The 24054-nt window shown below is 64.9% G+C and carries 24 protein-coding genes and 2 pseudogenes; 17 read left to right on the forward strand and 9 right to left on the reverse strand.

The genetic code is table 11. The features are described 5' to 3' along the window. Nucleotides 1–217 precede the first annotated feature (217 nt). The 5 genes and pseudogenes from FHS13_RS07025 to FHS13_RS07050 all read left to right on the forward strand — a co-directional run bounded on the left by FHS13_RS07025 (nucleotide 218) and on the right by FHS13_RS07050 (nucleotide 3837). Nucleotides 218–983: pseudogene (locus FHS13_RS07025) on the forward strand (transposase family protein). A gap of 215 nt (nucleotides 984–1198) precedes the next feature. Then, a complete protein-coding gene (locus tag FHS13_RS07030; protein ID WP_184289440.1) occupies nucleotides 1199–1417 on the forward strand; it encodes a hypothetical protein in 219 nt (72 codons plus the stop codon). A 351-nt stretch (nucleotides 1418–1768) separates the two neighbouring features. Continuing rightward, nucleotides 1769–2125: a transposase gene (locus tag FHS13_RS07040; protein ID WP_343064936.1), complete on the forward strand. Its 357-nt coding sequence runs from the start codon at nucleotides 1769–1771 to the stop codon at nucleotides 2123–2125. Nucleotides 2126–2760: 635 nt separating this feature from the next. Next, a complete protein-coding gene (locus FHS13_RS21330) occupies nucleotides 2761–3189 on the forward strand; it encodes a hypothetical protein (protein WP_246404805.1) in 429 nt (142 codons plus the stop codon). Nucleotides 3190–3402: 213 nt separating this feature from the next. Beyond that, entirely contained in the window at nucleotides 3403–3837 is a 435-nt protein-coding gene (locus FHS13_RS07050) for an immunity protein YezG family protein (protein ID WP_246404808.1), read from the forward strand. A 127-nt stretch (nucleotides 3838–3964) separates the two neighbouring features. Here FHS13_RS07050 and FHS13_RS07055 read toward each other — a convergent pair whose 3' ends face one another. After that, nucleotides 3965–5095 (reverse strand): ISAs1 family transposase, encoded by a 1131-nt coding sequence (locus tag FHS13_RS07055; RefSeq protein WP_221442513.1) that lies wholly within the window; start codon nucleotides 5093–5095, stop codon nucleotides 3965–3967. A 120-nt stretch (nucleotides 5096–5215) separates the two neighbouring features. Here FHS13_RS07055 and FHS13_RS07060 point away from each other — a divergent pair, with 120 nt between their 5' ends. The 3 genes from FHS13_RS07060 (at nucleotide 5216) to FHS13_RS07070 (ending at nucleotide 6361) form a co-directional block, all read left to right on the forward strand. After that, on the forward strand, nucleotides 5216–5491 hold the full coding sequence (locus FHS13_RS07060) for a hypothetical protein (RefSeq protein WP_184289446.1): 276 nt from the start codon (nucleotides 5216–5218) through the stop codon (nucleotides 5489–5491). A gap of 124 nt (nucleotides 5492–5615) precedes the next feature. Then, nucleotides 5616–6047, forward strand: a complete 432-nt coding sequence (locus FHS13_RS21335; RefSeq protein WP_246404811.1) for an immunity protein YezG family protein — start codon at nucleotides 5616–5618, stop codon at nucleotides 6045–6047. 161 nt (nucleotides 6048–6208) lie between these two features. Next, nucleotides 6209–6361: a hypothetical protein gene (locus tag FHS13_RS07070; RefSeq protein WP_184289449.1), complete on the forward strand. Its 153-nt coding sequence runs from the start codon at nucleotides 6209–6211 to the stop codon at nucleotides 6359–6361. A gap of 166 nt (nucleotides 6362–6527) precedes the next feature. Here FHS13_RS07070 and FHS13_RS07075 read toward each other — a convergent pair whose 3' ends face one another. Then, nucleotides 6528–6995: an NUDIX domain-containing protein gene (locus FHS13_RS07075; protein WP_184289451.1), complete on the reverse strand. Its 468-nt coding sequence runs from the start codon at nucleotides 6993–6995 to the stop codon at nucleotides 6528–6530. Between the two features lie 54 nt (nucleotides 6996–7049). Here FHS13_RS07075 and FHS13_RS07080 point away from each other — a divergent pair, with 54 nt between their 5' ends. From FHS13_RS07080 to FHS13_RS07090, 3 genes are all read left to right on the forward strand, one after another. Next, a complete protein-coding gene (locus FHS13_RS07080) occupies nucleotides 7050–7595 on the forward strand; it encodes an NUDIX hydrolase (protein ID WP_184289454.1) in 546 nt (181 codons plus the stop codon). Nucleotides 7596–7771: 176 nt separating this feature from the next. Further along, nucleotides 7772–8221: an NUDIX hydrolase gene (locus FHS13_RS07085; protein WP_184289457.1), complete on the forward strand. Its 450-nt coding sequence runs from the start codon at nucleotides 7772–7774 to the stop codon at nucleotides 8219–8221. 98 nt (nucleotides 8222–8319) lie between these two features. Then, a complete protein-coding gene (locus FHS13_RS07090) occupies nucleotides 8320–9018 on the forward strand; it encodes a YdcF family protein (protein ID WP_184289460.1) in 699 nt (232 codons plus the stop codon). 557 nt (nucleotides 9019–9575) lie between these two features. Here FHS13_RS07090 and FHS13_RS07095 read toward each other — a convergent pair. Beyond that, nucleotides 9576–10124, reverse strand: a complete 549-nt coding sequence (locus tag FHS13_RS07095) for a VanZ family protein (protein ID WP_184289463.1) — start codon at nucleotides 10122–10124, stop codon at nucleotides 9576–9578. A 506-nt stretch (nucleotides 10125–10630) separates the two neighbouring features. On the opposite strand from FHS13_RS07095, the gene FHS13_RS07100 reads away from it, so the two are divergent. Next, a complete protein-coding gene (locus FHS13_RS07100; RefSeq protein ID WP_184289466.1) occupies nucleotides 10631–10831 on the forward strand; it encodes a DUF397 domain-containing protein in 201 nt (66 codons plus the stop codon). Between the two features lie 356 nt (nucleotides 10832–11187). On the opposite strand, the gene FHS13_RS21685 is transcribed toward FHS13_RS07100, so the two are convergent. From FHS13_RS21685 to FHS13_RS07120, 4 genes are all read right to left on the reverse strand, one after another. Beyond that, nucleotides 11188–11322, reverse strand: coding sequence for a hypothetical protein (locus tag FHS13_RS21685; RefSeq protein WP_281388723.1), 135 nt, complete (start codon nucleotides 11320–11322; stop codon nucleotides 11188–11190). Between the two features lie 294 nt (nucleotides 11323–11616). Further along, the gene (gene gltX / locus FHS13_RS07110; RefSeq protein WP_184289469.1) at nucleotides 11617–13032 is read right to left on the reverse strand and encodes a glutamate--tRNA ligase; all 1416 of its coding nucleotides are present in this window, start codon (nucleotides 13030–13032) and stop codon (nucleotides 11617–11619) included. A 296-nt stretch (nucleotides 13033–13328) separates the two neighbouring features. Further along, complete coding sequence (locus tag FHS13_RS07115; RefSeq protein ID WP_184289472.1) at nucleotides 13329–13793, reverse strand: hypothetical protein; 465 nt, start codon at nucleotides 13791–13793, stop codon at nucleotides 13329–13331. Then, nucleotides 13790–14335 carry an ATP-binding protein gene (locus FHS13_RS07120; protein WP_184289475.1) on the reverse strand — a complete coding sequence of 182 codons (546 nt, stop codon included), beginning with the start codon at nucleotides 14333–14335 and terminating at the stop codon, nucleotides 13790–13792. The genes FHS13_RS07115 and FHS13_RS07120 overlap by 4 nt, the downstream gene beginning before the upstream one ends. Before the next feature lie 461 nt (nucleotides 14336–14796). On the opposite strand from FHS13_RS07120, the gene FHS13_RS07125 reads away from it, so the two are divergent. From FHS13_RS07125 to FHS13_RS07145, 5 genes and pseudogenes are all read left to right on the forward strand, one after another. Then, nucleotides 14797–15651 (forward strand): helix-turn-helix domain-containing protein, encoded by an 855-nt coding sequence (locus FHS13_RS07125; protein ID WP_184289478.1) that lies wholly within the window; start codon nucleotides 14797–14799, stop codon nucleotides 15649–15651. Nucleotides 15652–15670: 19 nt separating this feature from the next. Further along, on the forward strand, nucleotides 15671–15847 hold the full coding sequence (locus tag FHS13_RS07130; RefSeq protein ID WP_343064953.1) for a DUF397 domain-containing protein: 177 nt from the start codon (nucleotides 15671–15673) through the stop codon (nucleotides 15845–15847). Nucleotides 15848–15913: 66 nt separating this feature from the next. After that, the gene (locus tag FHS13_RS07135) at nucleotides 15914–16120 is read left to right on the forward strand and encodes a DUF397 domain-containing protein (protein WP_184289484.1); all 207 of its coding nucleotides are present in this window, start codon (nucleotides 15914–15916) and stop codon (nucleotides 16118–16120) included. A 20-nt stretch (nucleotides 16121–16140) separates the two neighbouring features. Continuing rightward, complete coding sequence (locus tag FHS13_RS07140) at nucleotides 16141–16317, forward strand: DUF397 domain-containing protein (protein ID WP_184290234.1); 177 nt, start codon at nucleotides 16141–16143, stop codon at nucleotides 16315–16317. A 224-nt stretch (nucleotides 16318–16541) separates the two neighbouring features. Continuing rightward, nucleotides 16542–16823 (forward strand): annotated as a pseudogene (locus FHS13_RS07145) (NUDIX hydrolase); the annotation flags it as partial. A 204-nt stretch (nucleotides 16824–17027) separates the two neighbouring features. On the opposite strand, the gene FHS13_RS07150 reads toward FHS13_RS07145, so the two are convergent. Both FHS13_RS07150 and FHS13_RS07155 read right to left on the reverse strand, forming a co-directional pair. Continuing rightward, on the reverse strand, nucleotides 17028–21035 hold the full coding sequence (locus FHS13_RS07150) for an Eco57I restriction-modification methylase domain-containing protein (RefSeq protein WP_184289487.1): 4008 nt from the start codon (nucleotides 21033–21035) through the stop codon (nucleotides 17028–17030). After that, nucleotides 21035–24049, reverse strand: coding sequence for a DEAD/DEAH box helicase (locus tag FHS13_RS07155; protein ID WP_184289490.1), 3015 nt, complete (start codon nucleotides 24047–24049; stop codon nucleotides 21035–21037). Before FHS13_RS07155 ends, FHS13_RS07150 begins: the two co-directional genes overlap by 1 nt. Between the last annotated feature and the right edge of the window lie 5 nt (nucleotides 24050–24054).

Genomic DNA, 24054 nt, shown 5'->3' on the forward strand with positions numbered 1-24054 from the left:
GAAGAGACCGGGCTCGGGTGCTCGTCGTAGGTGTATGACGGGGTTGCGCGCGGCTGGAAACCCGTAGGCATGGGTGTTGGCCAGTAGGTTGAGCCTTTTTCATCCTGAACGCGCAGGTCACAGCCTCGTACCAGCTCGCCGTGAGCACCCCTGACAGCAAGAAGCCCCTGGTAGATGGATTAACGACCAAGAAAACCCGCCCCACCAGAGGCTCCACATGCTGTTCTACCGTGCCGCGCTACCCCCTGTCACGCCGGACCCTGAACCTGGCCGCCCGCACCATCCGCGCCCACCGCAAGAACACCGGTTCTCGATGGCGACGCCTGGACCCGGCCGCCCAGGCCCTGCTCGTCCTGGTCCACCTGTACAAGGGCGAACCGTTCGCCCAGGTCGCGGCCGGCTTCGGTGTCGGCACCACCACCGCCTGGCGCTACGTGCACGAGACCACCGCCCTGCTCGCCGCCCAGGCGCCCACCCTGGAACAGGGGCTGCGCCGCGCCCGCCGCAAGGGCTGGGCGTACGTGATCGTGGACGGCACGCTGATCGCCTGCGACCCTCTGGCGGCCGACCGCCCCTTCTACTCCGGCAAGCACAAGCAACATGGCATGAACATCCAGGTCGTCGCGGCCCCGGGCGGCGAACCGCTGTGGACGTCCTGGTCCCTGCCCGGGGCGGTGCACGACACCCAGGCCGCCCGGGTGTGGAAGATCGCCGAGCGCATCGAGACGGCCGGGCTCATCGGGCTGGGCGACAAGGGCTACGTCGGGCTGTCGGAGGCGGTGTTCTGCCCGTTCAAAGGCCGCGGCAAGGCGCAGTGGAAGAAGAACGCCAACTCCGAGCACACCAAGCTCCGCTCGCCGGGTGAGCGCGCGATCGCCCAGCTCAAGCAGTGGGCCATCCTGCGCCGCCTGCGCTGCTGCCCCAACCGGGCCGGCCAGATCACCCGCGCTGTGCTGATCCTTCAGCTCCGAGAAGCAAGATGAAAAGGGCTCACTGGGTGTTCAAGCCGTTATGACGAAGGTCCCCCCGATTCGGTTCCCGCCTCATTCTTCTCTATCTTCACTGAAGTTTGATTGTTTGTTTCCCGGGCGGGCGCACGCCCTTCTACCTGGGGCCTCTCTCCGAAGAGGGGGTGTCATGGATGCCCACGACAAGCAGCAGCACCGATTGAGGGTGGCCGTCCTGCGAGCAGGGCCAGATGGCCGACGCCCAGATCGACGAGGTGCTCAGCGTCACCGCTCGCGCGGTCAACAACTGGCGGCGCACCTGGTATCAGGGCGGCACCGACGCGCTGATGAGCAAGGACCCCGCACCGGCTCTGAGGGGCACCTGGGCCCCGACCAGCGCCTGCGGCTGCGGTAACTGCTGCGCCGGGGCGCCAAGGACGACAGTTTTGCCACCGATGCCTGGGCTTTGAACCGGGCGCGGCAGGTGATCGCCGAGACCTTCGGCGCCGCCTACGCCGACCTCTTGGGGGTATGGCGTTTGTTGAGGGCGATGGGGTGGTCGGTGCAGGTCCCTTCCTTGCCGCGCTGTGGAGCGCGAGGAGGAGGCTATCGCCGCCTGGATGGAGCAGACCTGGCCTCAGATCGAAAAAAGGGGGCCCGAACCGGGGCTTGGATCCTGTTCGAGGACGAGGCGGGCACGGGACTGACCGGGGCTTGGTCCCGCATCTGGGCACCGGTGGGGCAGAGGCCGGTGCTGCACGTGGTCAAGGGCCGCCCGGCGAAGATGTCGATGGTCGCGGTGTGCTGCTACCGGCGCGGCCATGCGCCGCGGATGCTGTTTCGCACCCGCCCCGGGGCGATACCGCGACCTGGTCGCTTTCGGGGGCGGCGTCCATCGGGTGCTGGACGCGCCGGTGATCTTGGTGTGGGACAACCTGGCCGCCCACCGCAGCCGGTGGATACGCGCGGCGATCCAGGCCCGGGAGTGGCTGGAGGTGGAGTACCTGCCCGCTTGTGCTCTCGAGCTGAACCCGGTGGAGCAGGCCTGGTCCCATCTCAAGAGCACGGGGTTGGCCAATCTCGCGGCGCTGTCCTTTACGGAGCTGAGCGAAGCGGTCCGGTTGGGGCTGGTGGACGGGTTCCTCGCCCATGCCGGACTCCAGCTCGGAACCGAATAATCAAACCTCAGTCTGATGCGGTCGCTGGTTCTGCGCGGGGCTCCCCGGACTCCGGCCACAGGTGCTGGACGTCCGCGCCAAGGACTTCGGCAACGGCGTGGGAGTTGCGGCGGCAGGGAACACATCCGGTACTGATCGGTGGGCCACGCTCTTGGGGTCGGTGCCCACATGCTCGGAGAAGGAGGCCATCGCATTCCCGGATTGCTCCAAGCGGACACGCAGTCGTTCGTTGGGGGGCATGGGGACGTTTCTAGCACGCCGAGACGCCTTGCGAGGTGTTCTGCGTGCGGTAGAGGTGTCCCACTGACGTGGAAAGACGGGCACTTCCTGAGCTCCTGGCCATGCAAGGAAGCGGTCCTGGTTCCCAGACGGAGCAGGTTCTGTGGAAGGGACAGTCACATGGCTACCTCCGCGCTTCGGCGTTGCGCTTCCGGAGTACAAGCGAGACAATTTTCAAGCAGGACAAAAGATCGAACCTGGAGCGAAAATCCACGAAGGAGACCTCCCCAAGGAGAAGGGCTTCCCTGACCCTCCACCTTCAACAGTCGAAGCAGGACAACCACTTGAGAGATCCGAGCACTTCATTGAGAACATGCCTCTGGCCGGGCAGCAAAGAAGGGAAAGAATAAATTCCCATGGAAATTTCTCTTCAAGAAGAGCTGGTTCGCGAGATGGCACTCGAGCTTGTCAGGAGTGCTCCGGATGGCTGGCGCGTGATGAACTACAGGTACGAGAGCATAGGAAGGGTCGGCGCAAGCGAAAATCTTGTGACCTTTGACAGGGGTGAGACAGCAAGAAGTAGATACCCAAGATCCGTGAGAGAAAAGGCAAGATCCCTTAAGGAGAGAATGTATCAAGAGGCTAGGGGAACGTGGTTTTCCATGTCGCTCAATATAATTCCCCCCGGGAGGTTCAAGGCAGAATTCAACTATGACAAAAACACGAGCATCCACCCCCTCCCCCCACTCCCGGGTGGCTATTCCTACGAATTGGAAAAATACCCTCGCGACCCCGAGCACATTCCTGCCTGGCTACAGGAAAAGCTTCGCCAGGCACAAGAATAATGGTAACCCTCACCGAACCACACCCCCGCCCGCCGGAGTTAGCTCAAGGCCCCGACAAGTCGAGCACGTAGCCGATGTTGAAGAAACAAATTACTTGGGGTGCAGCCTTCGCGAGTCCTGGTGGGTCGGCAGCTTGACGATCAGGACCGACTCCCCCTGGCACAAGAAGATCATACCGGCCGGAGCATAGGGCATTAAAAGAAAGGAAAATTCATGGATGCTTCCCAGCAGGAGAAACTGGTTCGCGAGATGGCTCTTGAAATCCTCGAGGGGGCCCCGAGAGGCTGGAGTGTTATGAAATACAGGTACGAGCACATAGGAAGGGCCGGTGCAGGTGAGAATCTTGTGACCTTTGAGGATGGAGAGACAAAGAGGAAGCGCCAGCCGTATTCTGTGATAGAGAAGGCAATTTCCCTCAAGGAAGGAATGTACGAGAAGGGCAAGGGCACATGGTTTTCCATGGAACTTAAAATAACCCGCCCAGGAAAATTTAGGGCCGAATTCAACTACGACAGGGAAGCGGACATCCATCCCCTCCCTGTGTCAGCGGACAGCTACGCTTTGGAGATGCGAAAATTTCCACGGGATCCCGAGTACATTCCTGGCTGGCTACAGGAAAAGCTTCGCGAGGCACGAGGGAAACAGTAACCCTCACCGGACCGCGCCCCGCCCGTCAGAGCTCGTTCGGGTTCCCGGCAAGTCGGGTCCACAGGCGACCCCGAAGAACGGCAGGGCCCGTCCAGGCAGGCCCCGAAGCGCCAGGGCCCCGGCAAAGTCAGGTCTGTAGGAGTCTGAGTGGGCGAGCCTCGTCGCGGATCATGTGACGGTTGGCCTCGGCGATATTGTCAAACCCCGCAGCCCGGAGCAGTCCGATCGCGGTGTTGCGCAGAGCCGCCATGACCTGCGGAGCGCTGCCCGTGCGCACCTGGGAGCGGTCCTCGTCGTAGGTCACATCCCGCACATGATGGAGCTTGTTCTCGATCCCCCAGTGCCGGCGCACCCACCCCGACAGCACCAACGCAGGCGCAACGCGGTGGTCGGCAGAGGTGATCAGGTAGACGACCTCCACGCTCTTGCGCTTGACCGAGTCCTTGGACTTCTTGCGCCAGGTGGCCCGGCGCAGCTGGGCGACCTGAGCGGCGCCTTCGAAGGTGATCCACTCCGGAACTTGGGCGGTCTTGATCGTGCGGGTCTCTTTGCGGCCGTGCCCGCTATCGCGTGTGCTGTGTGCGGGCACCTGCTTCCACGGCAGCTCCTTGAGCTGGGCGTAGAGGTGTTTGTTGTCGGCCTTGACCGTGAAAACGTAGTGGGCGCCCCCGGCCCGGATGGTGGTGGCGGTGTCGGTCCGGGTGTGCATCGCGTCGAGGGTGACCACGGCCCCGTTGATGTCGACGAACCCGAGTAGATCCCGCACGGCGGGGATCTCGTTGCTCTTGGCGTCCACAGCGACCTGGCCCAGAGTGCTGATACCGCACAAAGCAGCGACCAGGTGTGGTGCCCGTTCGGTGCCGGCACGGGCACCGCGCAGGGTCTTACCGTCCAAGGAGATGACCCGCAGCCCGTTGACCATGACCAGGCGGGTGGCGGCCCAGGCGCCCAGCACCTGATCGAGCAGGTCGGCGCCCAGACGAGCGAAGGTACGACGGAAGGTCGCCCCGTCAGCTGCGTCTCGGACCATGCCCAGGATGGTGAGTGTGTGAGTGGTGCTCTCAGCGGCCCATTGGCCGATCGCGGTGAACCCTTTGGCCCCGGGCAGGACCGCACAGACGGCCACGGCGATCAGCGCGGCCAGTGGGTAGCGTCGTCCACGGGGTTTGCGTGGATCGGGCACACGAAGGACCTGGAGAAGGTGGTCCTGGCGGGAGACGGGTTCGACGATGAGCTCGCCGGGATGAGACGATGGCATACGTGGGCGTGTTCCTCGGATAGATGGCAGCGTGAAGAACTTCCATCCAACCGGGTCGAACACGCCCGTTTCTGCTTGTTCGCCCTACGAGGACGCAGGTCATATCCCTACCGCCCGACTTTGCCGGAGCCCTGCCTATGGAACGGGATCCTCAAGAGGAATATAGGAATTCTGAAAAGAGCTTACAGTACTGAGTACGCAGAGGGGGTTTCGGGTGGCAAAGATGCACTCGCCGGACAGTGGCTCGATCTTGCCAGCGAGGAGCCTTCAATTAAATTCAGCATGGAAATCGTATATGACGACACACTTCCAGAGCATGAGAGAAACGAATTTCAGGAGAGACAGAACCTCACCAATGAAGCAGAAAGGCATGAAAAAACCGACCCGAAGAAATGAATCACCTTGGAGTACCGCCTTTGCAAACCCTGGTGGATCGGGAGCTTGACGGCCAAAGTCAGCCTTCTCTGGCGTGCGAAAATCACCCCAAACGATCTACAAAGAAGTAGAGGAAGAAAATTCCATGGACACTTCACGGCAAGAGGAGCTGGTTCGCGAGATGGCTCTTGAAATCCTCGAGGGAGCTCCGGATGGCTGGACTGCGATGAATTATAGGTATGAGCACATAGGAAGGGCTGGCGCAAGCGAAAACCTTGTAACCTTTGAAAATGGAGAAATAAAAAGGAAGCGCCATCCGCGCTCTGTAATGAAGAAGGCGATTTCCCTCAAGGAAGGAATGCACCAAGAAGGTAAGGGCACATGGCTCTCCATGGAGCTAACCATAACCCAGCCGGGGAGGTTTAAAGTAGAATTTAACTACGACAAGAATACAAGCATTCACCCCCTTCCCCCATTGCCGGGCGGATATGCTTATGAATTGGAAAAGTACCCTCGCGACCCCGAGTACATTCCTGACTGGCTACAGGAAAAGCTGCGCCAGGCACAGGGAGAGTAGTAACCTTCACAGAAATGTGCCCCGCCCGTCGGAGCTCGTTCGAGTTCCCGACGGGTCGGGCCCGTAAGCGATCCCGAAAAGCAGTAGGTTCCTCTCAGACAGGCCTCGAAGCGCGAGAGCCGTCTTTACTGTCATCGCGAAATCCATCCCGAATCCCGCCCGTGGGCCATGTGAAGCACCACTCGCACCAGCACGAGGCTGTGGCTTATCCGAAGCTTTACCGACAGGACAGCGCCATCTCCAAGCCGTTCGAGGTCCTGGCCGACAAGCCGGAATGCTACGTGCACTCCGATGCGGTCAGGCTGACCAATTGACTGTCGGCACCAGGCGTCCGACTGGCTGTACATCCGAAACGAGGGCTCGCACTGAGCCAGGCGGCGCGCGCCCCCGGTAACCGGACCGGTGCCGACCGCTCCGAGTTCCCAGCGGCCAGGCCGGCGGACCCGGTGGTGCCGACAAGAACGAAGCCGACTCACACGGTCAACCGGCATGGGGCGAGCCTCCGGCCAAGGCGTGTTCGACACGCATCCGCTGCGTGTGGTGCATCTCCAACCCCACCGCTTCCTCGGGGGTGAACCAGCACACCTCGTGGGACTCGTCGCTCACCGCCATGCTTCCACCCACCGCCCGGGCGCGGAAGCAGATGTTGAACTGGCGGCGCACCTCCCCGTCGCTGTAGGCGATGATGTGGCGGGCATCGGTGTAGGTGCCCACCAGTCCGGTCACCTCCACCTCGTAGCCGGTCTCCTCACGCACCTCCCGTACGGCAGCCTCAGGAAGGCTCTCGTCCATCTCCATCGCTCCGCCCGGCATCGCCCACAGACCGTTGTCCACCCGCCGCTGCAACAACAGCCGCCCCGCGTCGTCGAACACCGCAGCGCTTGCGGCCACCACCAGGTTGTTGGGCGCCGGGGCGGTCGGGTCGTCGTAGTACTCGGTACGGGCCATGCGCTGCTTGTCCCTCCAGAGTTCCGGGCAGTCGCCACACAGTAGTTTCGGGGCATGGACAGGAGCGAGGACCATCGAGGCCGCTGGACGGTACACGGTGAACGTACTCTCTACGGCAGCCCGTGGGTGCGCTTGGGCAAGGCCGACATCACCACGCCCTCCGGCAACAGGTTCGAGCACCACACCGTCACCCTGCCCTCAGCCGCGGTGATCGCGATCCTGAGCCAAGCCGGCGAGCACGTCCTGATGAGCTACCGGCACCGATTCGTGCCCGACGTGTGGGGATGGGAGTTGCCCGGTGGCCTTCTGGATCCCGACGAGACCCCGGAGCAGGCCGTGGTGCGTGAAGCGCTGGAGGAGACCGGATACCGGATCGGCTCGGTGGAACACGTGGTCACCTTCGAGCCCATGGTCGGCACAGTCCGCAGCCCCCACCATGTCTTCATCGGCCGCAACGCCCACCTGGCCGCAGACCCCACCGAGTTCGACGAAGGCGTCTACGAGTGGATTCCGCTGGCCAAGGCGCGGAAGTTGATCGCCCAGGGCCAGGTGCAGAGCTCGGGAACCCTCATCGCCCTGCTTCACCTTCTCGCTTCCTGACACGGCCTGCGTCCCAAGGCCCGAGTGTCACATCCCATGGTTCTGGTGGAGCCGTGCTTCTGGGTTCTCAAGCCACTCCGCGTTACGGCGAGAAGCACGTCTGTAGCCGCGCGGGCCTGTTGAGAGCATCCTGGTGAACGTCACCATCCATCTCGTTGGTCCCTGAGGAGCCAACCATGACCAGAGCAGCACCCACCGTGGACGTGTGCGTTCTCCTCACCAGGTCGGACGGCAGCGTCCTGCTCGGAGAGCGCAAAGGCACCGGGTTTGCCGACGGCCAGTACGGCATCCCCGGTGGCCACCTGGAGGCTGATGAGTCCGCTTCCCAAGGAGCAGCGCGTGAGCTGAAGGAGGAGGTCGGCGTTCTCGTCGATCCCCACGATCTGGTCTGCGCGCACGTGGCCCACCACCGCAACGGTGAAGGGAAAACCCGGATCGGGTTCTTCTTCACCACCACACGCTGGCAGGGCACCCCGACCAACATGGAACCCGGCCTGTGCTCGGGCTTGTCCTGGACCGACCCTGAGCACCTGCCGGAGAACACCACCCCCTACATCGCCACCATCATCGGCCGGATCCGGTCAGGTGAAACCTTCTCCACGCACGGCTGGGACGGGGCACACTGACCACACAGCGGAGCGGACCCCTCTCTGCCAGTTTGGAATGAAACCTCCCTCCATGTCTGGTTAGACAGGCAGAGGCCAACCTGGGAAGCACCACCCACATGACCGGTAAGAACGCCAACGATCCGGCACCCAGCCCCAAACGCCGGACCTTCACCCAGGAGCAGTGGCAGCAGGCCGAACTGATCTGGGACTTCCACCAGACGCACCACCGGATACAGCCGTGCGACGCAGCCATCGCCCTAGGCTGCAACGACCTCGGCGTCGCGGACCACGCCTCCGAGCTCTACCACGCCGGACTCTTCCCCACCCTGGTCCTCACCGGCGGCAACAGCCCCGCCACCGCAGAGGTGTTCCCCCGCGGAGAAGCCGTGCACTTTCGCGAACGCGCCCTGGAACTCGGCGTCCCCGACTCCGCGATCCTGCTGGAACCCCGGGCCGCCAACACCGGCCAGAACATCACCTTCTCCCGCCAGGTCCTGGCCGAAGCCGGCATCGATCCCTCTGCCGTGCTCCTGGTCTCCATGCCCTACATGGAACGGCGCGCCTTCGCCACCACCCGGAAACTGTGGCCCGAGGTCGAAGCGGTGTGCACCTCCGCACCACTGCACCTGGACGAGTACGTCAAAAACATCGGCGATGCCGACCTGGTCATCGACATGATGGTCGGAGACCTCCAACGAGTGATGGAGTATCCCCGACGCGGCTTCGCCATCGAACAAGAGGTCCCCCCGCAGGTACGCGAGGCCTACACATCGCTCATAGCCGCGGGGTTCGACAGCCGCCTGATCCAGACGTGACCGTCGGCCAACCAGGGCTGCTTCGTTCTCGGTAAGTGATGATGGTGCCGTTCACGGCATCCCAATGACACCCGACAAGCGGGGAAACGCCTCGCAGGGCACCCAGCCGATCGGGGTGGGCGGTGGCTTGCCTCGAACTGGTCCAAGAACACCAGGGCGAGAGCGCGCGGCGCAGGCACGCTGTCAGAGCGTGCCTCGAGCGAACCTTGCAGACGGCCCTGCCCGACGAAACATTCTTCGCGCGGCACCAGGCATCAACGGTCCGGTGCCCATATGCCAGGAGAGACTCCTGGTACCTCTCTGGAACTGGCGAAACGCTCCTTCACCACCCAGGTGCCCAACCAGTTGCGAATCGCTGGTGTCCCCTACATCCGTGTCCCCAACAGCTGGAGCCGCGTCGCGTTCGGGATCGGTGTCTTCTCGCGCTGGACGGCGAGCCGACAGGCGTCATGGTCGCTGCGCGCCGATCTGGGTCTGGACGTGCTGGAGATGGTGGGGCGGAAGGGGCAGCTGCAGACTCGTCCCGGGAAAGCCGATCCTGGTTCGGCACTCTCCGATCAGCGGTTCTCGGGAAGTGCTGATCGGCGTGTACCGATGTACAGCGCTCCGGCCATCAGAGCCACACCGACCAGGGCACCGCTGCTGTTCGCCACCAGGTCGGCTGTGTCGCTCGCCCGGCCGGTGGCCAGGACCCACTGGAGCGCTTCCACCGCCAGGGAGAGTGTGGGACCGGCGAGGAGACGCAGCGGCCAGGAGGAGAGGGCCAGAACGGCAATGACTCCGATGGGGACGAACAGCAGGAAGTTCAGCATGTTCTGCTCGGGAAGCAGGGACTGCCGGGTGCTCTGGGACTCTCCCTCCCGGACCTGCTCCTCGAGGTAGGTGATGTCGTCGGGAAGGAGTTCCTCGCCCGCCGGGCCGTACCAGACGGTCTCGCCCTCTGTGCTCACGGTGCGGTACACGTCGTAGAGGGCCTCCTCCGGGTCCATCTCGGAGCGGAGCTGCCGGATCTGGGAAAGCGTGAGAACACCCGAGGAATCGGAGTAGACGCTGCGGCCGTCGGAGGTCTCGTAGCGATGCATCCCGGTCTCGTCCGCCGAAGTCAAGGCCTCTTCCCTCTCCGACTGTGCTCTGGCAACAGGGTTGAGAGTGAAGTCTCGGTCGTGCTGGCCGACATGCTCCCAGCCGCCCACCGGTTGAACCAGAACGAACAGATAGCACACACTCAGCACTGCAAGGGACCAGCGCCAGAAGCGGGAGAACAGCTGTGCCTTACGGGCCGCCAGGAGGCAGCACGCGGCTATGAGAGCCAGAACTGCCGCCATGCCCCAAGGATTGGTAAGGAGCTGCGCCGACCAGAGATACCGAACAAGGTCCACGGGCGTCTTCCAGATTGAGAAAGGGGTGATGCCGGCCCCCACCAGGGACCGGCACCCGGGGTTCTTTTCCGTGCGCTGCCGGAGAAACGGAGGGCATCTCTGTTCTTCCTTGTCACAGAGATCCGCGGCAGCTTACCACTACCTGCAGCTGATGTATTTGGTGACGAACTCGCCCTGGTTCTGGACGTTCATCCGGCCCTGCACGTTACCGCTTCCGGAGGTGCTGAAGGTGTGTGAGATCCTCTGACACCTCGGCCGTCCGCACAGGCGTCTTTCGCAAGTCCAGCTATTCCCAGAGTGAAGCGGACTGCGTCGAAGTCACTGACCTGCACAGCAGCACCGCCATCCGCGACACCAAGCACCGCGAGCTGGGGGCGCTCTTTTTCGGTGCTGACGAGTGGCAGGCCTTCGTCAACAGTGCCAAGGACACCTGAGCCACTTCCCTCTCCAAGTCACCCGAAAATGACCTTGTACTTATGGCCGCCTTCGGCCACCGAGCCTGATCATAAGTACAAGATCATCGCCCCTTGTCCTTGCCTGCCGCTTTCCAGCAGGCAAGGCCGGAAAACTACAGGCCCGGCAAGGTCATGCCGAGGCCCGCAGCTCGGGTAGTACTGACCTTTGATCATGTGGTTGACGGGAATGGGGAGGGGTCCAAACCGACCGATTGGATGAACCCACGCAACAGCCCGGAACGCCTTTGGACCGAGCACAGATGTGCACACATCACCTTCTCCGACTCCTCCACACTCCCGAAAGCTCGGTTGGGCGGAACCGCTTTCAGGTGCGATCACAGCGTCTCCACCGGTTTCAACTGGGGTGCGTAGCGGGGCGGGAACACCACGCTCACCCAAGGACGGTCCGCCAGCTCCTGGCGTATCCGTGCGGCGGTGGGCCAGGAGTGGTTGTCCCACACCAGCACCACCGGGGCCGTCAGCTGCTCGCCGGCCCGGTCCAGCAGAAGCGGGCGGTTCGTGCTGGGTGATCGGTGTGCGCTGGGCGGTGCAGATCAGACGCACCCGCCCGTCGGCGGGGTCGACGTACAGCGACCCGTCGGCGTCCACCCCAGGAGTGCGCTTGCGGGACAGGGCGATCAGCGGGGCCCGCCCCCGCATCCAGTGCGCTAGGTGCTCACCGGATGCCGGGACGGGCCCCGATCCTCCGAACTCCTGGTGGTCTTTCCGCCCTGGCTGCTGGAGTGTCGGCTGGCGTCGGCGCGTCAGGTGCTGAGCCGCTCCAGCGCCGCCCTCAGTCGCGCCAGCGTGCGCTCACGTCCCAGCAGTTCCAGCGACTCGAACAGCGGGAGCCCGACCGTGCGGCCGGTCACCGCCACCCGCACCGGCGCCTGAGCCTTGCCGAGCTTGAGCCCTTGGGCGGCCCCGGCCTGCTCAAGGGCACCCTTGAGAGATTCGGCGTCCCAGATCAAGGCCTCGTCGGAGAAGGAGGCGATCGCGGCGGTGAGCATCTCCGCGCCGACACCGGGTTTCATCGCCTTGGCCCAGCTCTTGTCGTCGAAGACGGGCGTGTCCAGGAACAGGAAGTCGACGTTGGGCACGATCTCGCTGAGCACGGAGATGCGGCTCTGTGCAAGCGGGGCGATCTGCGCGAAGACCTGCCGGTTGTAGTCCTCCGCTTTCCAGGGCACCTCTTCGCCCTCCAGGTAGGGAGCGCAGCGCTCGACGAACTCCTCCGCCTCCAGGGCGCGGATGTAGTCGCCGTTGAAGGCGCGCAGTTTCTTCTCGTCGAAGAACGCGGGCGAGGAGTTGACGTCGGCGAGGTCGAAGAGCGGAATCATCTCCTCGATCGGCATGATCTCGCGGTCCTGGCCCGGCGCCCAGCCCAGCAGCATCAGGTAGTTGACCATGGTCTCGGGCAGGTAGCCCTCGTCCCGGTAGGACTCCATGGCGACCTTGTCGCGCCGCTTGGACAGCTTCTGGCGTTTTTCATTGACCAGCACCGGCGCGTGGGCCCACACCGGCGGCCTGTGTCCCAGGGCCTCCCACAGCAGCTGCTGCTTGGGGGTGTTGGACAGGTGCTCCTCGCCCCGGATGACGTGGGTGATGCCCATCTCGGCGTCGTCGACCACGTTGGCCAGCACGAACAGGGCGGTGCCGTCGCCGCGGGCGATGACGAAGTCCTCCAGGGCCTCGTGCGGAAACTCCACCTGCCCCCGGATCTTGTCCTCGACCACAGTGGGTCCGCCCTCGGGGATGCGGAAGCGCAGCGCCCGGCCGGGGCCGGCCTCCAGGCCGCGGTCGCGGCAGAACCCGTCGTAGCCCAGGTTGGGGTTGTCGCGCCGGGCCTGGACCTGCTCGCGGGTGCAGTCGCAGTAGTAGGCCAACCCCTCCTTGCGCAGACGCTGAGCGGCCTCGGTGTGCTTGCCGGCGTACTCGGTCTGGAAGTAGGGGCCCTCGTACTGGGTGGAGTCCACGCCCAGCCACGCCATCGCATCCAGAATGCCCTCGGTCCACTCCGGGCGGGAGCGGGCGGCGTCGGTGTCCTCGATCCGCAGCACCATGGTGCCGCCGGTTTGTCGCGCGACCACCCAGTTCAGCAGCAGGGACCGGGCATTGCCCACGTGGAACATGCCAGTCGGGGACGGAGCGAACCTGGTGCGAATCGAGGTGTCATTCACCCTGCAAAGCCTAACGTTCCCTGCCACATTCATTGCCATGGACAGTTCTGAAGGCACAGGACAGGTTTTCGAGCAGCACAGCCAAGGAGACTGATATGCGAGGTTTGCCCGTAATAAAGCCTCTATATCCGTTTTGTGAAGTTGAGCATGTGCATAACGCGCACCAGAAAGGCCTCCGACGCAAGAGGTGACCATAACCACTGGTACTTAGCGCCGGGACAGAACAAGTGTCTGCTGAGCTGGTGGCCGGGCCGAGGAATTCTCGGCCCGGCTACCGGTTTCAGGAGGCGGATGGATCAGAGGAAGAAGAGCAGGTGAGCTGCCAGAACCCCCACGCCCAGGGCCAGGACGTGGATGGCCACCATCAGGACCGGGCCCGGGCGGGGAGCGGGCTTGCGGTGGCTGCGTGGGCGGTCGGGGTGGCGGCGCGGCAGCGGCGGCCGAGGGCGGACCGGGCGCTTGGGGGTCCGTGCGGGTGGCGGGCCGTCGTCGGGGGCCGAGCGAGGCCGCGGTACCGGGGCCGTGTCGGGGCGGTCGGGGCGGGCCGGCTGGTTCTCGGCGGCCAGGCGCTCGGCCTGGATGTGCATCCACAACGGGAGTTCGCCCTGCTTCAGGCGGCGCTGGACGCGGGGGTTGCCTTGCATCTGGGCCAGGAGCCGCTGCTCACGCGAAAGCGGTACGGCGGGGCGGGAGAAACGGCGGCCGTGGGGTGCGGCCAGGACGGCGCGCACCCCCTCGGTGGCCGGACCGGTGTCGGTCACCGGACCTCCTCTTGGGATCCGGCGGGCGCGGGGGTGCCGGTGAGGGCGAAGTCGGCCCACACGGCGGTGCCCTGGCCGGCACAGAAGGGGAAATCGGCTGCCGACTCGCTGCCCCAGGCCAGGGCCAGGCTCTCGATGAGCAGCAGCCCGCGCCCCGACTCGGCCAACGCCCACTCGACACAGGTGCGCTCGACGGGGATGCGCGGGAGGGCGGGGGCGTCCGTGCGGGTTCCGCCGTCGACCAGGCACAGGCGCACCGTGTCAGCGGTGGGCTGGAACAAGGTACGCATGACGCGCCCGCCGGGCTCGCCGGAGCGCGAATGGGCGCAGGCGTTGGCGAACATCTCGCCGACGCACAGCACGGCGTCGTCGCTCACCTGAGGGCACAGCCCTTCGAGCCGGGACAGGTCCGCGACCAGGTCACCGCGAACCCAGGAGGCCTGGGCGAGGTCACCCGAGTAGAAGCGAGAGGGCCACCGCCGCCCCGCGAAGGGCGGGGTGGGGATGTGGAACGGCGCGCGCGAACGCGGCACAATGGTCATGCTGGCGACTCCTTCTGGTTCACATGTGTGGTGGTTGTCGGCGTGGCCCTGGTGGGTGGTGCAAGCACTCACCAGGGCTTTTCTTGTGCACGGGCCCGCAGGTATCCCAGCCGTGAGATTCCGCGTCCGATCACAGACCCGGTTAGGCGGGCAACAGCTCAGCCGTCTCAGAGCCGCCCGTCAGCGAATAGCGCACCGAAGAGGTTCTGGCGGCGTGACGGCTGGAGATTGCTCTCCCGGATTCGACTTGACGTTCCGTGCTCACCCGCTCGTGCTCCAGCCTCAGACCACGACCACCAGCCATGACCCCTCCAGACGCATGCACAGCGAGACCTTGACGAATCGACCCCGCCGAAGGTCGACTTCTGGTTTCATTGAAACCGAGCGGACTCGTAAATACAAGTCTCATCTACAAGTCGTCCAGGTTGTCCGCAGGTGCGAAGAACAGGCAGGATTCAGGGATGGACCGCAACCCGACACTTGCGCAGTGGCAGCTTGCGCAGGAGCTCAGACGGCTCCGTGGCGATCGCAAGTTCAGTGAGGTGGTCAAGGCAGCACGTACTACCGGAGGAAGCCTCGCCAGGTGGGAGACTCCTGGAGACAGGGGCTCGGTCCCTGGGCCTGCGGCTGTGGAACGCCTCCTCCAGATCTATGGCGCGGAGGACCAACTTGAACGCATCCTGGCCCTGCGCAAGGAAGCTCGCCAGCCTGACCGATGGCAACCGTACGATCTGGAACGTAGCTACCGCACTTACGCGAACATCGAATCGCAGGCAACCTCGATCGAGTCGTACCAGTCCCAGCTCATCCCAGGCATCACACAAACCGAGGCCTATGCCCGAGCTGCCATCGAGGCGACTCTGCACCCCACAAGCGATGTGAACCGCGAGATCGAAGTGCGTCTTGAGCGCCAACGGGTGCTGTCCTCCAAAAGCCCTCCCGAGTTCTGGCTCATCGTCACCGAAGGGGCGCTATCGCAGCAGGTGGGCGGGGCAGAGGTGATGGCTGAGCAGGTAGAGCATCTCATTGACCTCTCCCAGGAGCCCAACGTCACCTTGCAGGTCCTGCCCTTCACTGCAGGTGCCCACGTGGCTATACGCATCCCCGCGTTCGTCATCATGAGGATTGCGCAGCACGGCATCACAACCGTCTACACCGAGGGACAGACTGCGAGCATGTTCCTCACAGACCAAGAGGATTTGGACGAGTATGGGACGATCTTTAATCGGCTCCGCGCAGCTTCCCTCGACGAGGGAAATCCAAGCCGAGAAGCCCTCAAGCGCATCGCACGGTATCACAGGCAACGAAAGGACTGAAATGCATTCCACCATTCCCATGGGAACGTGGTTCAAGAGCAGTTACAGCGGATCCCAGGGAGACTGTGTCGAGGTAGCTTGCCTGAACACCAGCACAGCGATGCGGGATACCAAGCACCGCGAGCTGGGCGCGCTCTACTTCGGTGCCGACGAGTGGCAGGTCTTCCTCAACAGCACGAAGGGCGATCTGGCGTAGACACCGATCCTTCTCTGTAGGCTGCTTGCATCAAGCTATGCAGCGCTGAATAGCTGGAGGGCGCCAATGAAGGAACACCAGGCAACAGAAGAAGCACTGGTTTCCAGCTTCTCTTGGCGCACCTCCAGCTACAGCACTGAACAGGGTGAGTGCGTGGAGGTCTCCGAGGGTTTCTTTACCGGAGTACGTGACACCAAGAACCGGGAGCTTGGGGCGCTCTTCTTCAGCGCTAGCGAGTGGCAAGCATTCCTAGGATCCGCGAGGAAGGACTAACGATGTTCTCCATTGCACTCATGAGAAGTTGGCACAAATCCAGCTACAGCGGAACCTCGTCTGACTGCGTTGAGGTGGCTGTTCTGGAAGGTGAGGCCGCAGTGCGCGACACTAAGCACCGTGACCTGGGCATGCTGACCTTCCCCTCCACCGAGTGGCAGGTCTCCCTCTGCGGCGCCCGTAACGACCTCCGTTGAAGCACCCTCCTGGTGATTTTGCTGCTGACGTCACTCTCGATCGTTGAAGGGACAGGGACAGCAAGGTCACCGCCAGTGGAACTCCGTTGACCTTGCTCTTGTGGGCAATCTCGGCTGCGAAAGCATCTACAGGAGCAAGATCACGCGGGCCGCTGTCCTGTTCCTGGAGTAGATCCGCTGCCTTGTACCTCTGTGGCTGGTCGAAGTGCGTGAGGATGGTTTCCATGGCCACTACTCCCCTGCACAGTGTCGCCGTCACCCGGATCGTTGTCCGTTCAAGCGATGGACGGATCCTCGTCATCCAGCGAGCCGACGACGGGCGATGGGTACCACCAGGCGGTGTGCTCGAACTCGATGAGAGTCCCCAGGAGTGCGCGGTGCGTGAGGTCCTGGAGGAAACCGGGGTGCGGGTCGAGCCCATGCGCCTGACCGGTGTCTACAAGAACATGCGACGCGGCATCGTCACCCTGGCGTTCCTGTGCAGGCCCGTGGGTGGCTCTCCTCGCCCGAGCGAGGAGAGCACCGAGGTCGTCTGGCTAACGCAGGAGGAAGCCGAGGCCCGTATCCATGAGGCGCAGGTGATCCGTATCAGTGATGCGTTGTCTGATGGCGGCTCCTCGTACGCGTCCATGACGGTAGGCGGCTTCTTCCCTGAGCTTCAGACCACCTATGCCTGCTGCAAACTCCAGCAGGTGGGCCAAGTGCTGAACTCAGGCGGAAACGTGACGAGGGCCGTGGCCAGGCGGCGGGGTCAGCTCCGAAACGAAGTTCTCACCATCGACCAGAGGTGTGTCCTGGGAGACGCCAGCCTGGGCCATCCGGTCGTAGATCTCCAGGATGCGTTCCTTGGTGCGGTAGGTGCCGTACTTCTCCACGTCCTTCCGCTTCACAATCGGGAAGGTCTCTATGATGTAGTCCACGTCATCACGGCTGATCCCGTAGAGGTGGAAGAAGAGTGCGTCCAACTCTGCCCGCATGGCAGTACGACGCTCCTCATTCCACCGAAACGGGGCACCTTCATCACCCAAGTCTCGCGCGAATGGCTCCATGTCAAAAGCAGTGTAGGTGAGCTCAAGAACCCGAGAATTAATCCAGCTTTCCATTTCAAACCACCCTCGGGCGCCATTTTTTCCACTCGCCCCCCAAGACACCCTTGGCAATTGGTATGTAATAAAGTCCGAAAGGTGAGCACCCCCAAGCCTATTCCGACACACATAGTCAAATGGCATGGAATTAAAGTTAGCGAGCAGCACGCTAGCTTTGCCTTCATGGCCACAGGCAACTCGCACAGTATAGTCCGTGGCAGTTCGAGGGATAATTGACGAGATCATGGTTCGCTCATCAGTGGATCGCGCAATATCTCGAAAAACTAGAAGCCAGTTGCGACCCCAGCTCCGAAGATCATCATCAAGCTGCCTGGGGTTTTTTAGAGCATATCTCCCCACTGGAAAGACATCCGGACTTTCCTTCTCATCAATCTTGACAACATCTCCACCATCAACCACATAGGTGGCAAAGCGGTGATCGTAAGCATGAAGCATTTTCGCTTCATACATTGTTACATCGCGAACCGAACCAGAATCTTGCTTGCACAGTTCTACAGCTTGCTTCTTGCCCATGTCATAAATGCGGCGAACCCTAAACCCTGACCCCACCTTACTTTCCGACTCAATCCGCAACACTGCACCCTTCGAATACATTCCCAGAACAATATCCACATCTCGGCGCGACCGGAAAGTTGGACATGCTCCTGTATTGGGGCTGAGGAGCTTGATCTCCTCAGGGGTCATGGTGAAGGCCTTGTCAGCGTCGTCGAGTTCGGCCGGATCGTGCAGGAAGAAAGCGAAGGATGCCTCGGGTTCGCGCATGTCGCGTCCTGCGAGGGACAGGATGCAGAACTTGAATGAGCGGTGCACTCCTTCGAACAAGGGCGCCGCGTTCTCGAAGTCGTAGAGGGCCGCAATCGATCCCTTCTCCACCAGGTCCTTGAAGAAGTGCTGTGTGGTGGCGTCGGTAGCAATTCCCGTAGGCACGATGATGCCCGTACGGCCGTGCGGACCGGTCAGCATCCGGTCGGCCTCGGAGAACACCGCGTAGGTGTTGATGTCCCCTCGGCCGGTCAGCAGGTAGCGGCCACTCATGCGCAGGAAGTGGCTCTCCCCTTCCGCCCGGCGCTTGGCCTCCTCGAATTCCTGGTAGAGGACCGAGCGGCTCGCGTCGGCCTTCAGGTCAGCGATCATGCGCTTGCGCTCGGCCGCGTTGCGCGCTTCGGCGATGGCCCTGTCGCGCTGGGCGAAGAATTCCTGTTCCTGGAGCTTGATCCGCTCCCACGGCGGGTTGCCCATCATGCAGTCGAAACCGCCGGCCCACCCTGTGGCCTCGTCCGCTCCCCGGCCGTCCTCCGGGACGCCGAACACGTCGGGGAACTCCAGGTGCCAGTGGAAGAACCGGTACTGCTCGCGCAGCCGTTCGATCTCTTCGATCGTGGTGAACGGCGCGCCGTTGCCCTTGGCGTTGGCGAGCTTGTACAGAACCTCCTGGGTCACCGCCTGCGGGGCGTCCTGGGTCTTGCGCCACACGAATGCCGCGCACCACGCGTCGGCAACTCGCCTGTTGCGCACGTACTCGTCGGAGGCGGTCCAGCCCTGGTAGGCCTTTTCCTGATCGCGCACCTGGTCGAGGGAGTCGCCCACGACCGAGGTGATCTCGCGCAGGCCTTCGGCAAGAGCCGTGTTGGCGACGCCGGCCGCGTCGCTCTTGATGTCGAACAGGCCGAGCTGGCCGCCGCGCTCGGCGCTGTTGGTCTTGGCGAGGAAGCGCGCGTACTTCTTGTCATCACCCTCGATGGGCTTGAACGCCTCGTCGGGGATGCCGCCCTTGATGAGCGACGGCGTGGCACCGATCAACGCGTTGCCGTGCTTGACATGCGCATCCAGGAAGTTCAGCGGTTTGCCCGGCTCCAGGGCCTCCAGCCACAGCGACACCTTGGCCAGCTCCACCGCCATCGGGTTGAGGTCCACGCCGTAGATGCACCGGGCGACCACATCGTGCATGGCGCTGCGCACCGCGCCCACGGTCGGCTCGGGGTTGCCCTCACGCACGGCGGCGACCTGCTTGGCGATACGTCGCGCCGCAGCCACCAGGAAGTGTCCCGACCCGCAGGCCGGGTCGCACACGGTCAACTCCAGCAGCTCGCCGACCACGGCCTCAGTACTGTCGGGCTGGCCGGCCTTGGTGGCCTTCTCGTGTCCGCGCTTGACCGCGTCGTCGATCACCGGGTCCAGTGCCGAGTCGAGCAGGGTCTCGATGAGCGAGGACGGCGTGTAGTACGACCCCGTCGTCTTGCGGTCGTTGCCGCCGATGACCTTCAGTTCGAAGGACAGGTCCGAGGCGTTGTACTTGGGTACCAGCTCCAGCAGCGACTCGTAGATGGAGCCCAGTTCCTCGGCGTCCAGGTCGCGGTAGTTCACCGTGCGCCAGCGGCGTGCCTCGGCGTCACGGACCTGGGACAGGTGGCGCACCGCGCCGAGCAGGTGCTCGTTGGCCAACTTCAGGCCGCGCAGCGGCGCATCCGCCTCCGTGTCGGTGAACAGGCCGCCGAGCGCGGGGATGCCCAGCTCGGGGCGGCCGTCCGGGTGCTTCTCGGTGCCCCCCAGCGCGGCGAGCAGGAGCTTCAGCGCCTCGTACTGGTCGTTGTGTGCGGTGCCCCGGCGCCTGCGGGCGTGCCGGCGCAGGCGTGCGGTGGAGAAGTAGGCGGCGTACCGCTCCTTGGCCTGCTCGCTCGTGCCGGGAGGGTGCAGGGCGCCGCGGTCCTCGGCGACGAACACGAACAGCATCCGGTACACCAGCCGCAGCAGTGCCGCGTGGAAAGCCTTGAGGTCCAGGTCCTTGCGCAGGTCGGGGTTGGCGCGCAGGAATCCGGTGCCGAGTACGGTGATGGCCTCGCGGACGTTCTCGCTGAGGTGCTTCAGAGCACGCGAGCCCGACTCGACGGCGTCGGCACGCCACTTCTCCAGCCAGCAGGACGAGGGCGCCTTGCCCTCCTCCACCTCGAACCGGGAGGCGTGCAGCAGCCGGTACAGCAGCACGAACTCGTTGAACAGCTCGCCGTCGAAGATCGCTTCGAGGTCGAACTCGACGTAGGCGGCGGTGGCCAGGGCGCTGGAGTCGCGCAGCAACCGCACCTGGCGGCCGTTGGTGAGCACCGCCCACAGGTGGGCCGAGGAGCTGTTGAGCAGCTCCTGCACGTGGGACTGCGGCGGTACGGTTCCCACACCGCCGGACCGCTTGTCCAGCTCGTGGTGCCAGGCCACCACATGGACCGGCACGTGCTGCCACAGGTGGGAGACAGTGAAGCTCTTGGCCCCGTCGTCGCTCTTGAGCCCCTCACCCGGGACGGCGGGCAGCCGGCCGAAGCCGAGTTCATTGAACAGCGGCTCCAGCCACTGGGAGAGGGCGGCGTTGACCGAGTCGACGGCCGGGGTGCCGTCGGTGGCGGTCGGCAGCTTCGTGCGCAGTTCGCGCCAGACGCCCTTGAGGTAGTCCCAGTGGCGTTCGGCCTCGTCGCTCACCGAGCGGACGCCGAAGACGTTGTAGTCGGCGGGCTTGGAGCCGGGCACGTCCTTGCCCTCGGAGATGCGGACGAGCATGTCCGTGGGCAGCAGTCCACCGACGGTGTGGACCGCGCTGAACACCTGGTTGCGTGCGATGGCGGACATCAGGCAGCACCTCCGGCGGGGGCGGCGGGGTTGGCGACGGGCAGGTAGACGTAGACGCCGAGGATGTCGGCGGGTTTCTGGGCCTGGACCTTCAGGCCGCGGCGGATCTCGTCGGCGGCCGAGCGCACGCGGCGGTGGGAGTCGGCGAGCTCGGCGGCCAGCTCGTCGCCGTAGGCGTCGAGGTGGTCGGCGGTGGCGGGCAGCACGTCCAGGACGCGGCGCACGGTGTTCTCACCCATGGTGGGGGCGGTGTTCTCGGTGGCCTGCACCTCCAGCAGCGCGGCGGCCTCGCCCGGGTCGAGCCAGGTGGCGCGGTCGGGGGCGCCGGTGAAGGCGAGCAGGCGGGCGTCCTCGGCGACCAGCTGCCGGGTTCCGTGCCGGGAGGGCAGGGTGAGGTGGAACCGGTAGCGCACCAGCAGCAGGGTGGTGCGGGTGGACACCTGGTCGGTGCGGATCACGCCGCAGCGGCGGGCGGGGCGGTGCTCGTCATCGCCGGTGGCGTCCAGGGCGGTGTCGAGCACGTAGGAGGCCACGGCGCCCACGACCGGGTCGGTGCGCACCAGCGCGGCCTCGCCGCGGGGCACGGCCGCGGTGTCGCGGAAGGGCAGGGGCCGGTTCTTCTCGACCGTGTCGGCGCCCACCAGGGGCAGGAGGGCGTCGCGCAGGCCCACGGGGGTGGTGGTCACGTCGGCGCGGAATCCGGCCTCGCCGTCGGGCAGGTCGGTGACCAGGGCGCCCAGGCCGCGCAGGGACTCCTCGGTGAAGGCGCACACCTCGTCGGCACCGCCCAGGACCTCGCGCAGGGCGGCGACCTCGCGGGCCACCTCCTCGGGGTGGATGGAGCGCTGGGCGTAGCGGGTGCGGGAGGTCTTCTCGCGTTCGGCGGCCGAGCGCCACTCCTCCTCCACCTTCTGAGAGCGCGTGTTGAGCTCTTCGGTGCCGAAGAGGGCCTCCTGCTCGCCCTGGCGGCTACGCATCAGCAGCCATTCGACGAGGGCGTCGGTGACCCCGGCTGAGGACTCGTCGGGCACCGACACCGAGATGCCCAGGTCCTTGCGGATCTGGCGGTGCTTCTTGATGAGGACTTCGAGGACCTTGCCGTCGATGCCGTTGTCCTCGCCGTAGAGGGTGACGACGCGGACCTGGTCGCGCTGCTGGCCGTAGCGGTCGACGCGGCCCTCGCGCTGGTCGTGGCGGGTGGGGTTCCAGGCCAGGTCGTAGTGGACGACGGCGTCGAAGTAGTGCTGGAGGTTGACGCCCTCGGACAGGCAGTCGGTGGCCACCAGTACGCGGCGTGTCCGCGACCCCTCGGTGTCGCCGGCGGCGCGGGCGGCCTCGGCGGCCTCCTCGGCGAGTTCCTCGATGCGCTCCACGCGCTGCTGGGGGGAGATCTTGCCGGTGACGGCCTTGACGGTGGTCTTCCAGCCGTTCTTGCCCCCCTTGTCGATGGGGCTCTTGCCCTTGGGTGCGGTCTCGCCGCTGAGGTAGGCGGCGACGTACTCGGCGGTGTCGATGTAGCGGCAGAAGACGATGGGGTTGTAGCCGTCGGCGAGGAGTTCCTTGAGCTGGTCGAGCAGGGCCTGGAGCTTGTGGTCCTTCTCGGGGCCCTCCAGGGCCTCGGCGCGGCGGGCCAGGGCCAAGAGGGGGTTGGTCTCGGCTTCGGCGGTCTCGGCGCCGGGTGCGGTGTCCAGGCCCTCCAGGGCGTCTGCGTCGGCTGCGTCGCGCGTGAGCGGGGCGCCGAGGGCGTCGGCCTCCTCGGCGCTCTGGGCGGCGGCCGCGGCCGAGCGGGTGGTGAGGGTCTTGGCAGCGGCGCGCGGGGAGGAGACCAGGGAGCGCAGGAGGGCGATGGCCGACCACCAGGCGACGCGGGCCTCGCGCCTGCCCTGGGCGCCGGCGTGTTCGACGCGTTCGCCGGCGTAGGCGAGGGCGTCGTCGAGCAGGCTCTTGTACTCGGGCGAGAGGCGGTAGGTCTCGTCGCGGAACAGGCGGTCGGAGGGGAAGGCGGTGGTCTCGGCGAGGGAGTCGTCGACCAGGCCGTCCTGCTCGCGGGTCAGGTACTGGCGCACGTCGGCGCGCTTGCGCTGGACGAAGTGGCGGGCCAGCAGGCGGCGGCCCTCGTCGGTGTCCAGTCTCAGCTGGGGGTCGGCCAGGCGGGGGTCGAGCAGCCCGATGAGGTTGCGGAAGGCCGATTCCTTGCCGCTGTGCGGGGTGGCGGTGACCAGGAGCAGGTGGCGTTCGGGGTCGGCGGAGACCTTCTGCAGGAGTTCGTAGCGCAGCTGGTTCTGGTTGCGCCGGCTGCCGGTGAGGTCGTCGGCGGACACGCAGGTGTGGGCCTCGTCGACGATCACCAGGTCGGGGCAGTGGCGCACGAAGTCGTCGCGGTGGCGGGTGGACTTGATGAAGTCGGTGGAGACGATGACGTGCTTGTACCTGTCGAACAGGGACTGGCCCAGGTCCAGGCCGCGCTCCAGGCGGGTGACGGTGGAGGAGAGCACGAGTTCGGCGTCGATGCCGAACTTGGTGCGCAGCTCCTCCTGCCACTGTTCGGCCAGGGCCGGGGAGCACAGGACGGCCAGGCCGCTCGCCTCGCCCTGGGCGAGCAGCTCGGAGGCGATCAGTCCTGCCTCGACGGTCTTGCCGATACCGACGTCGTCGCCGATGAGCAGGCGCACGGTCTGCTGGCGCAGCGCCATGAGCAGGGGCACGAGCTGGTAGGCGCGGGGCTGGACGGCGATCCCGGCCAGGGAGCGGAAAGGCCCGGCGCCGGAGCGGAAGCCGATGCGCAGGGCGCTGCGCAGCAGTCCGGCGGCGCGGGCGTTGCCCAGGTCGGAGGGGGTGGGCGGGGCGAAACGGGCCTGCTCGACCCTCTCGAAGGCGGGGAAGAGAGCGGCCACGTCGTCGTCGCTGCCGCCCAGCGGACGCAGGACCAGCATGTCGTCGGCGCTCTCGGGGAGCACCACCCATTCGCGTCCCCTGGCCGAGACCAGGGATCCGGGGGCGTACGCGGTGGTCATGGAAC

Origin of the sequence: Nocardiopsis algeriensis (genome assembly GCF_014203695.1) — a bacterium.
GTDB lineage: Bacteria > Actinomycetota > Actinomycetes > Streptosporangiales > Streptosporangiaceae > Nocardiopsis > Nocardiopsis algeriensis.

What these genes read in the sequence shown, in the direction of transcription:
- FHS13_RS07140 (WP_184290234.1), top strand. Translation starts at nt 16,141, where the DNA reads ATGAGAAGTTGGCACAAATCCAGCTACAGCGGAACCTCGTCTGACTGC.
- FHS13_RS07135 (WP_184289484.1), top strand. Translation starts at nt 15,914, where the DNA reads ATGAAGGAACACCAGGCAACAGAAGAAGCACTGGTTTCCAGCTTCTCT.
- FHS13_RS21330 (WP_246404805.1), top strand. Translation starts at nt 2,761, where the DNA reads ATGGAAATTTCTCTTCAAGAAGAGCTGGTTCGCGAGATGGCACTCGAG.
- FHS13_RS21335 (WP_246404811.1), top strand. Translation starts at nt 5,616, where the DNA reads ATGGACACTTCACGGCAAGAGGAGCTGGTTCGCGAGATGGCTCTTGAA.
- FHS13_RS07050 (WP_246404808.1), top strand. Translation starts at nt 3,403, where the DNA reads ATGGATGCTTCCCAGCAGGAGAAACTGGTTCGCGAGATGGCTCTTGAA.
- FHS13_RS07150 (WP_184289487.1), bottom strand. Translation starts at nt 21,035, where the DNA reads ATGTCCGCCATCGCACGCAACCAGGTGTTCAGCGCGGTCCACACCGTC.
- FHS13_RS07030 (WP_184289440.1), top strand. Translation starts at nt 1,199, where the DNA reads ATGGCCGACGCCCAGATCGACGAGGTGCTCAGCGTCACCGCTCGCGCG.
- FHS13_RS07130 (WP_343064953.1), top strand. Translation starts at nt 15,671, where the DNA reads ATGGGAACGTGGTTCAAGAGCAGTTACAGCGGATCCCAGGGAGACTGT.
- FHS13_RS07085 (WP_184289457.1), top strand. Translation starts at nt 7,772, where the DNA reads ATGACCAGAGCAGCACCCACCGTGGACGTGTGCGTTCTCCTCACCAGG.
- FHS13_RS07040 (WP_343064936.1), top strand. Translation starts at nt 1,769, where the DNA reads ATGCGCCGCGGATGCTGTTTCGCACCCGCCCCGGGGCGATACCGCGAC.
- FHS13_RS07090 (WP_184289460.1), top strand. Translation starts at nt 8,320, where the DNA reads ATGACCGGTAAGAACGCCAACGATCCGGCACCCAGCCCCAAACGCCGG.
- FHS13_RS07120 (WP_184289475.1), bottom strand. Translation starts at nt 14,335, where the DNA reads ATGACCATTGTGCCGCGTTCGCGCGCGCCGTTCCACATCCCCACCCCG.
- FHS13_RS07055 (WP_221442513.1), bottom strand. Translation starts at nt 5,095, where the DNA reads ATGCCATCGTCTCATCCCGGCGAGCTCATCGTCGAACCCGTCTCCCGC.
- FHS13_RS07075 (WP_184289451.1), bottom strand. Translation starts at nt 6,995, where the DNA reads ATGGCCCGTACCGAGTACTACGACGACCCGACCGCCCCGGCGCCCAAC.
- FHS13_RS07125 (WP_184289478.1), top strand. Translation starts at nt 14,797, where the DNA reads ATGGACCGCAACCCGACACTTGCGCAGTGGCAGCTTGCGCAGGAGCTC.
- FHS13_RS07080 (WP_184289454.1), top strand. Translation starts at nt 7,050, where the DNA reads ATGGACAGGAGCGAGGACCATCGAGGCCGCTGGACGGTACACGGTGAA.
- FHS13_RS07155 (WP_184289490.1), bottom strand. Translation starts at nt 24,049, where the DNA reads ATGACCACCGCGTACGCCCCCGGATCCCTGGTCTCGGCCAGGGGACGC.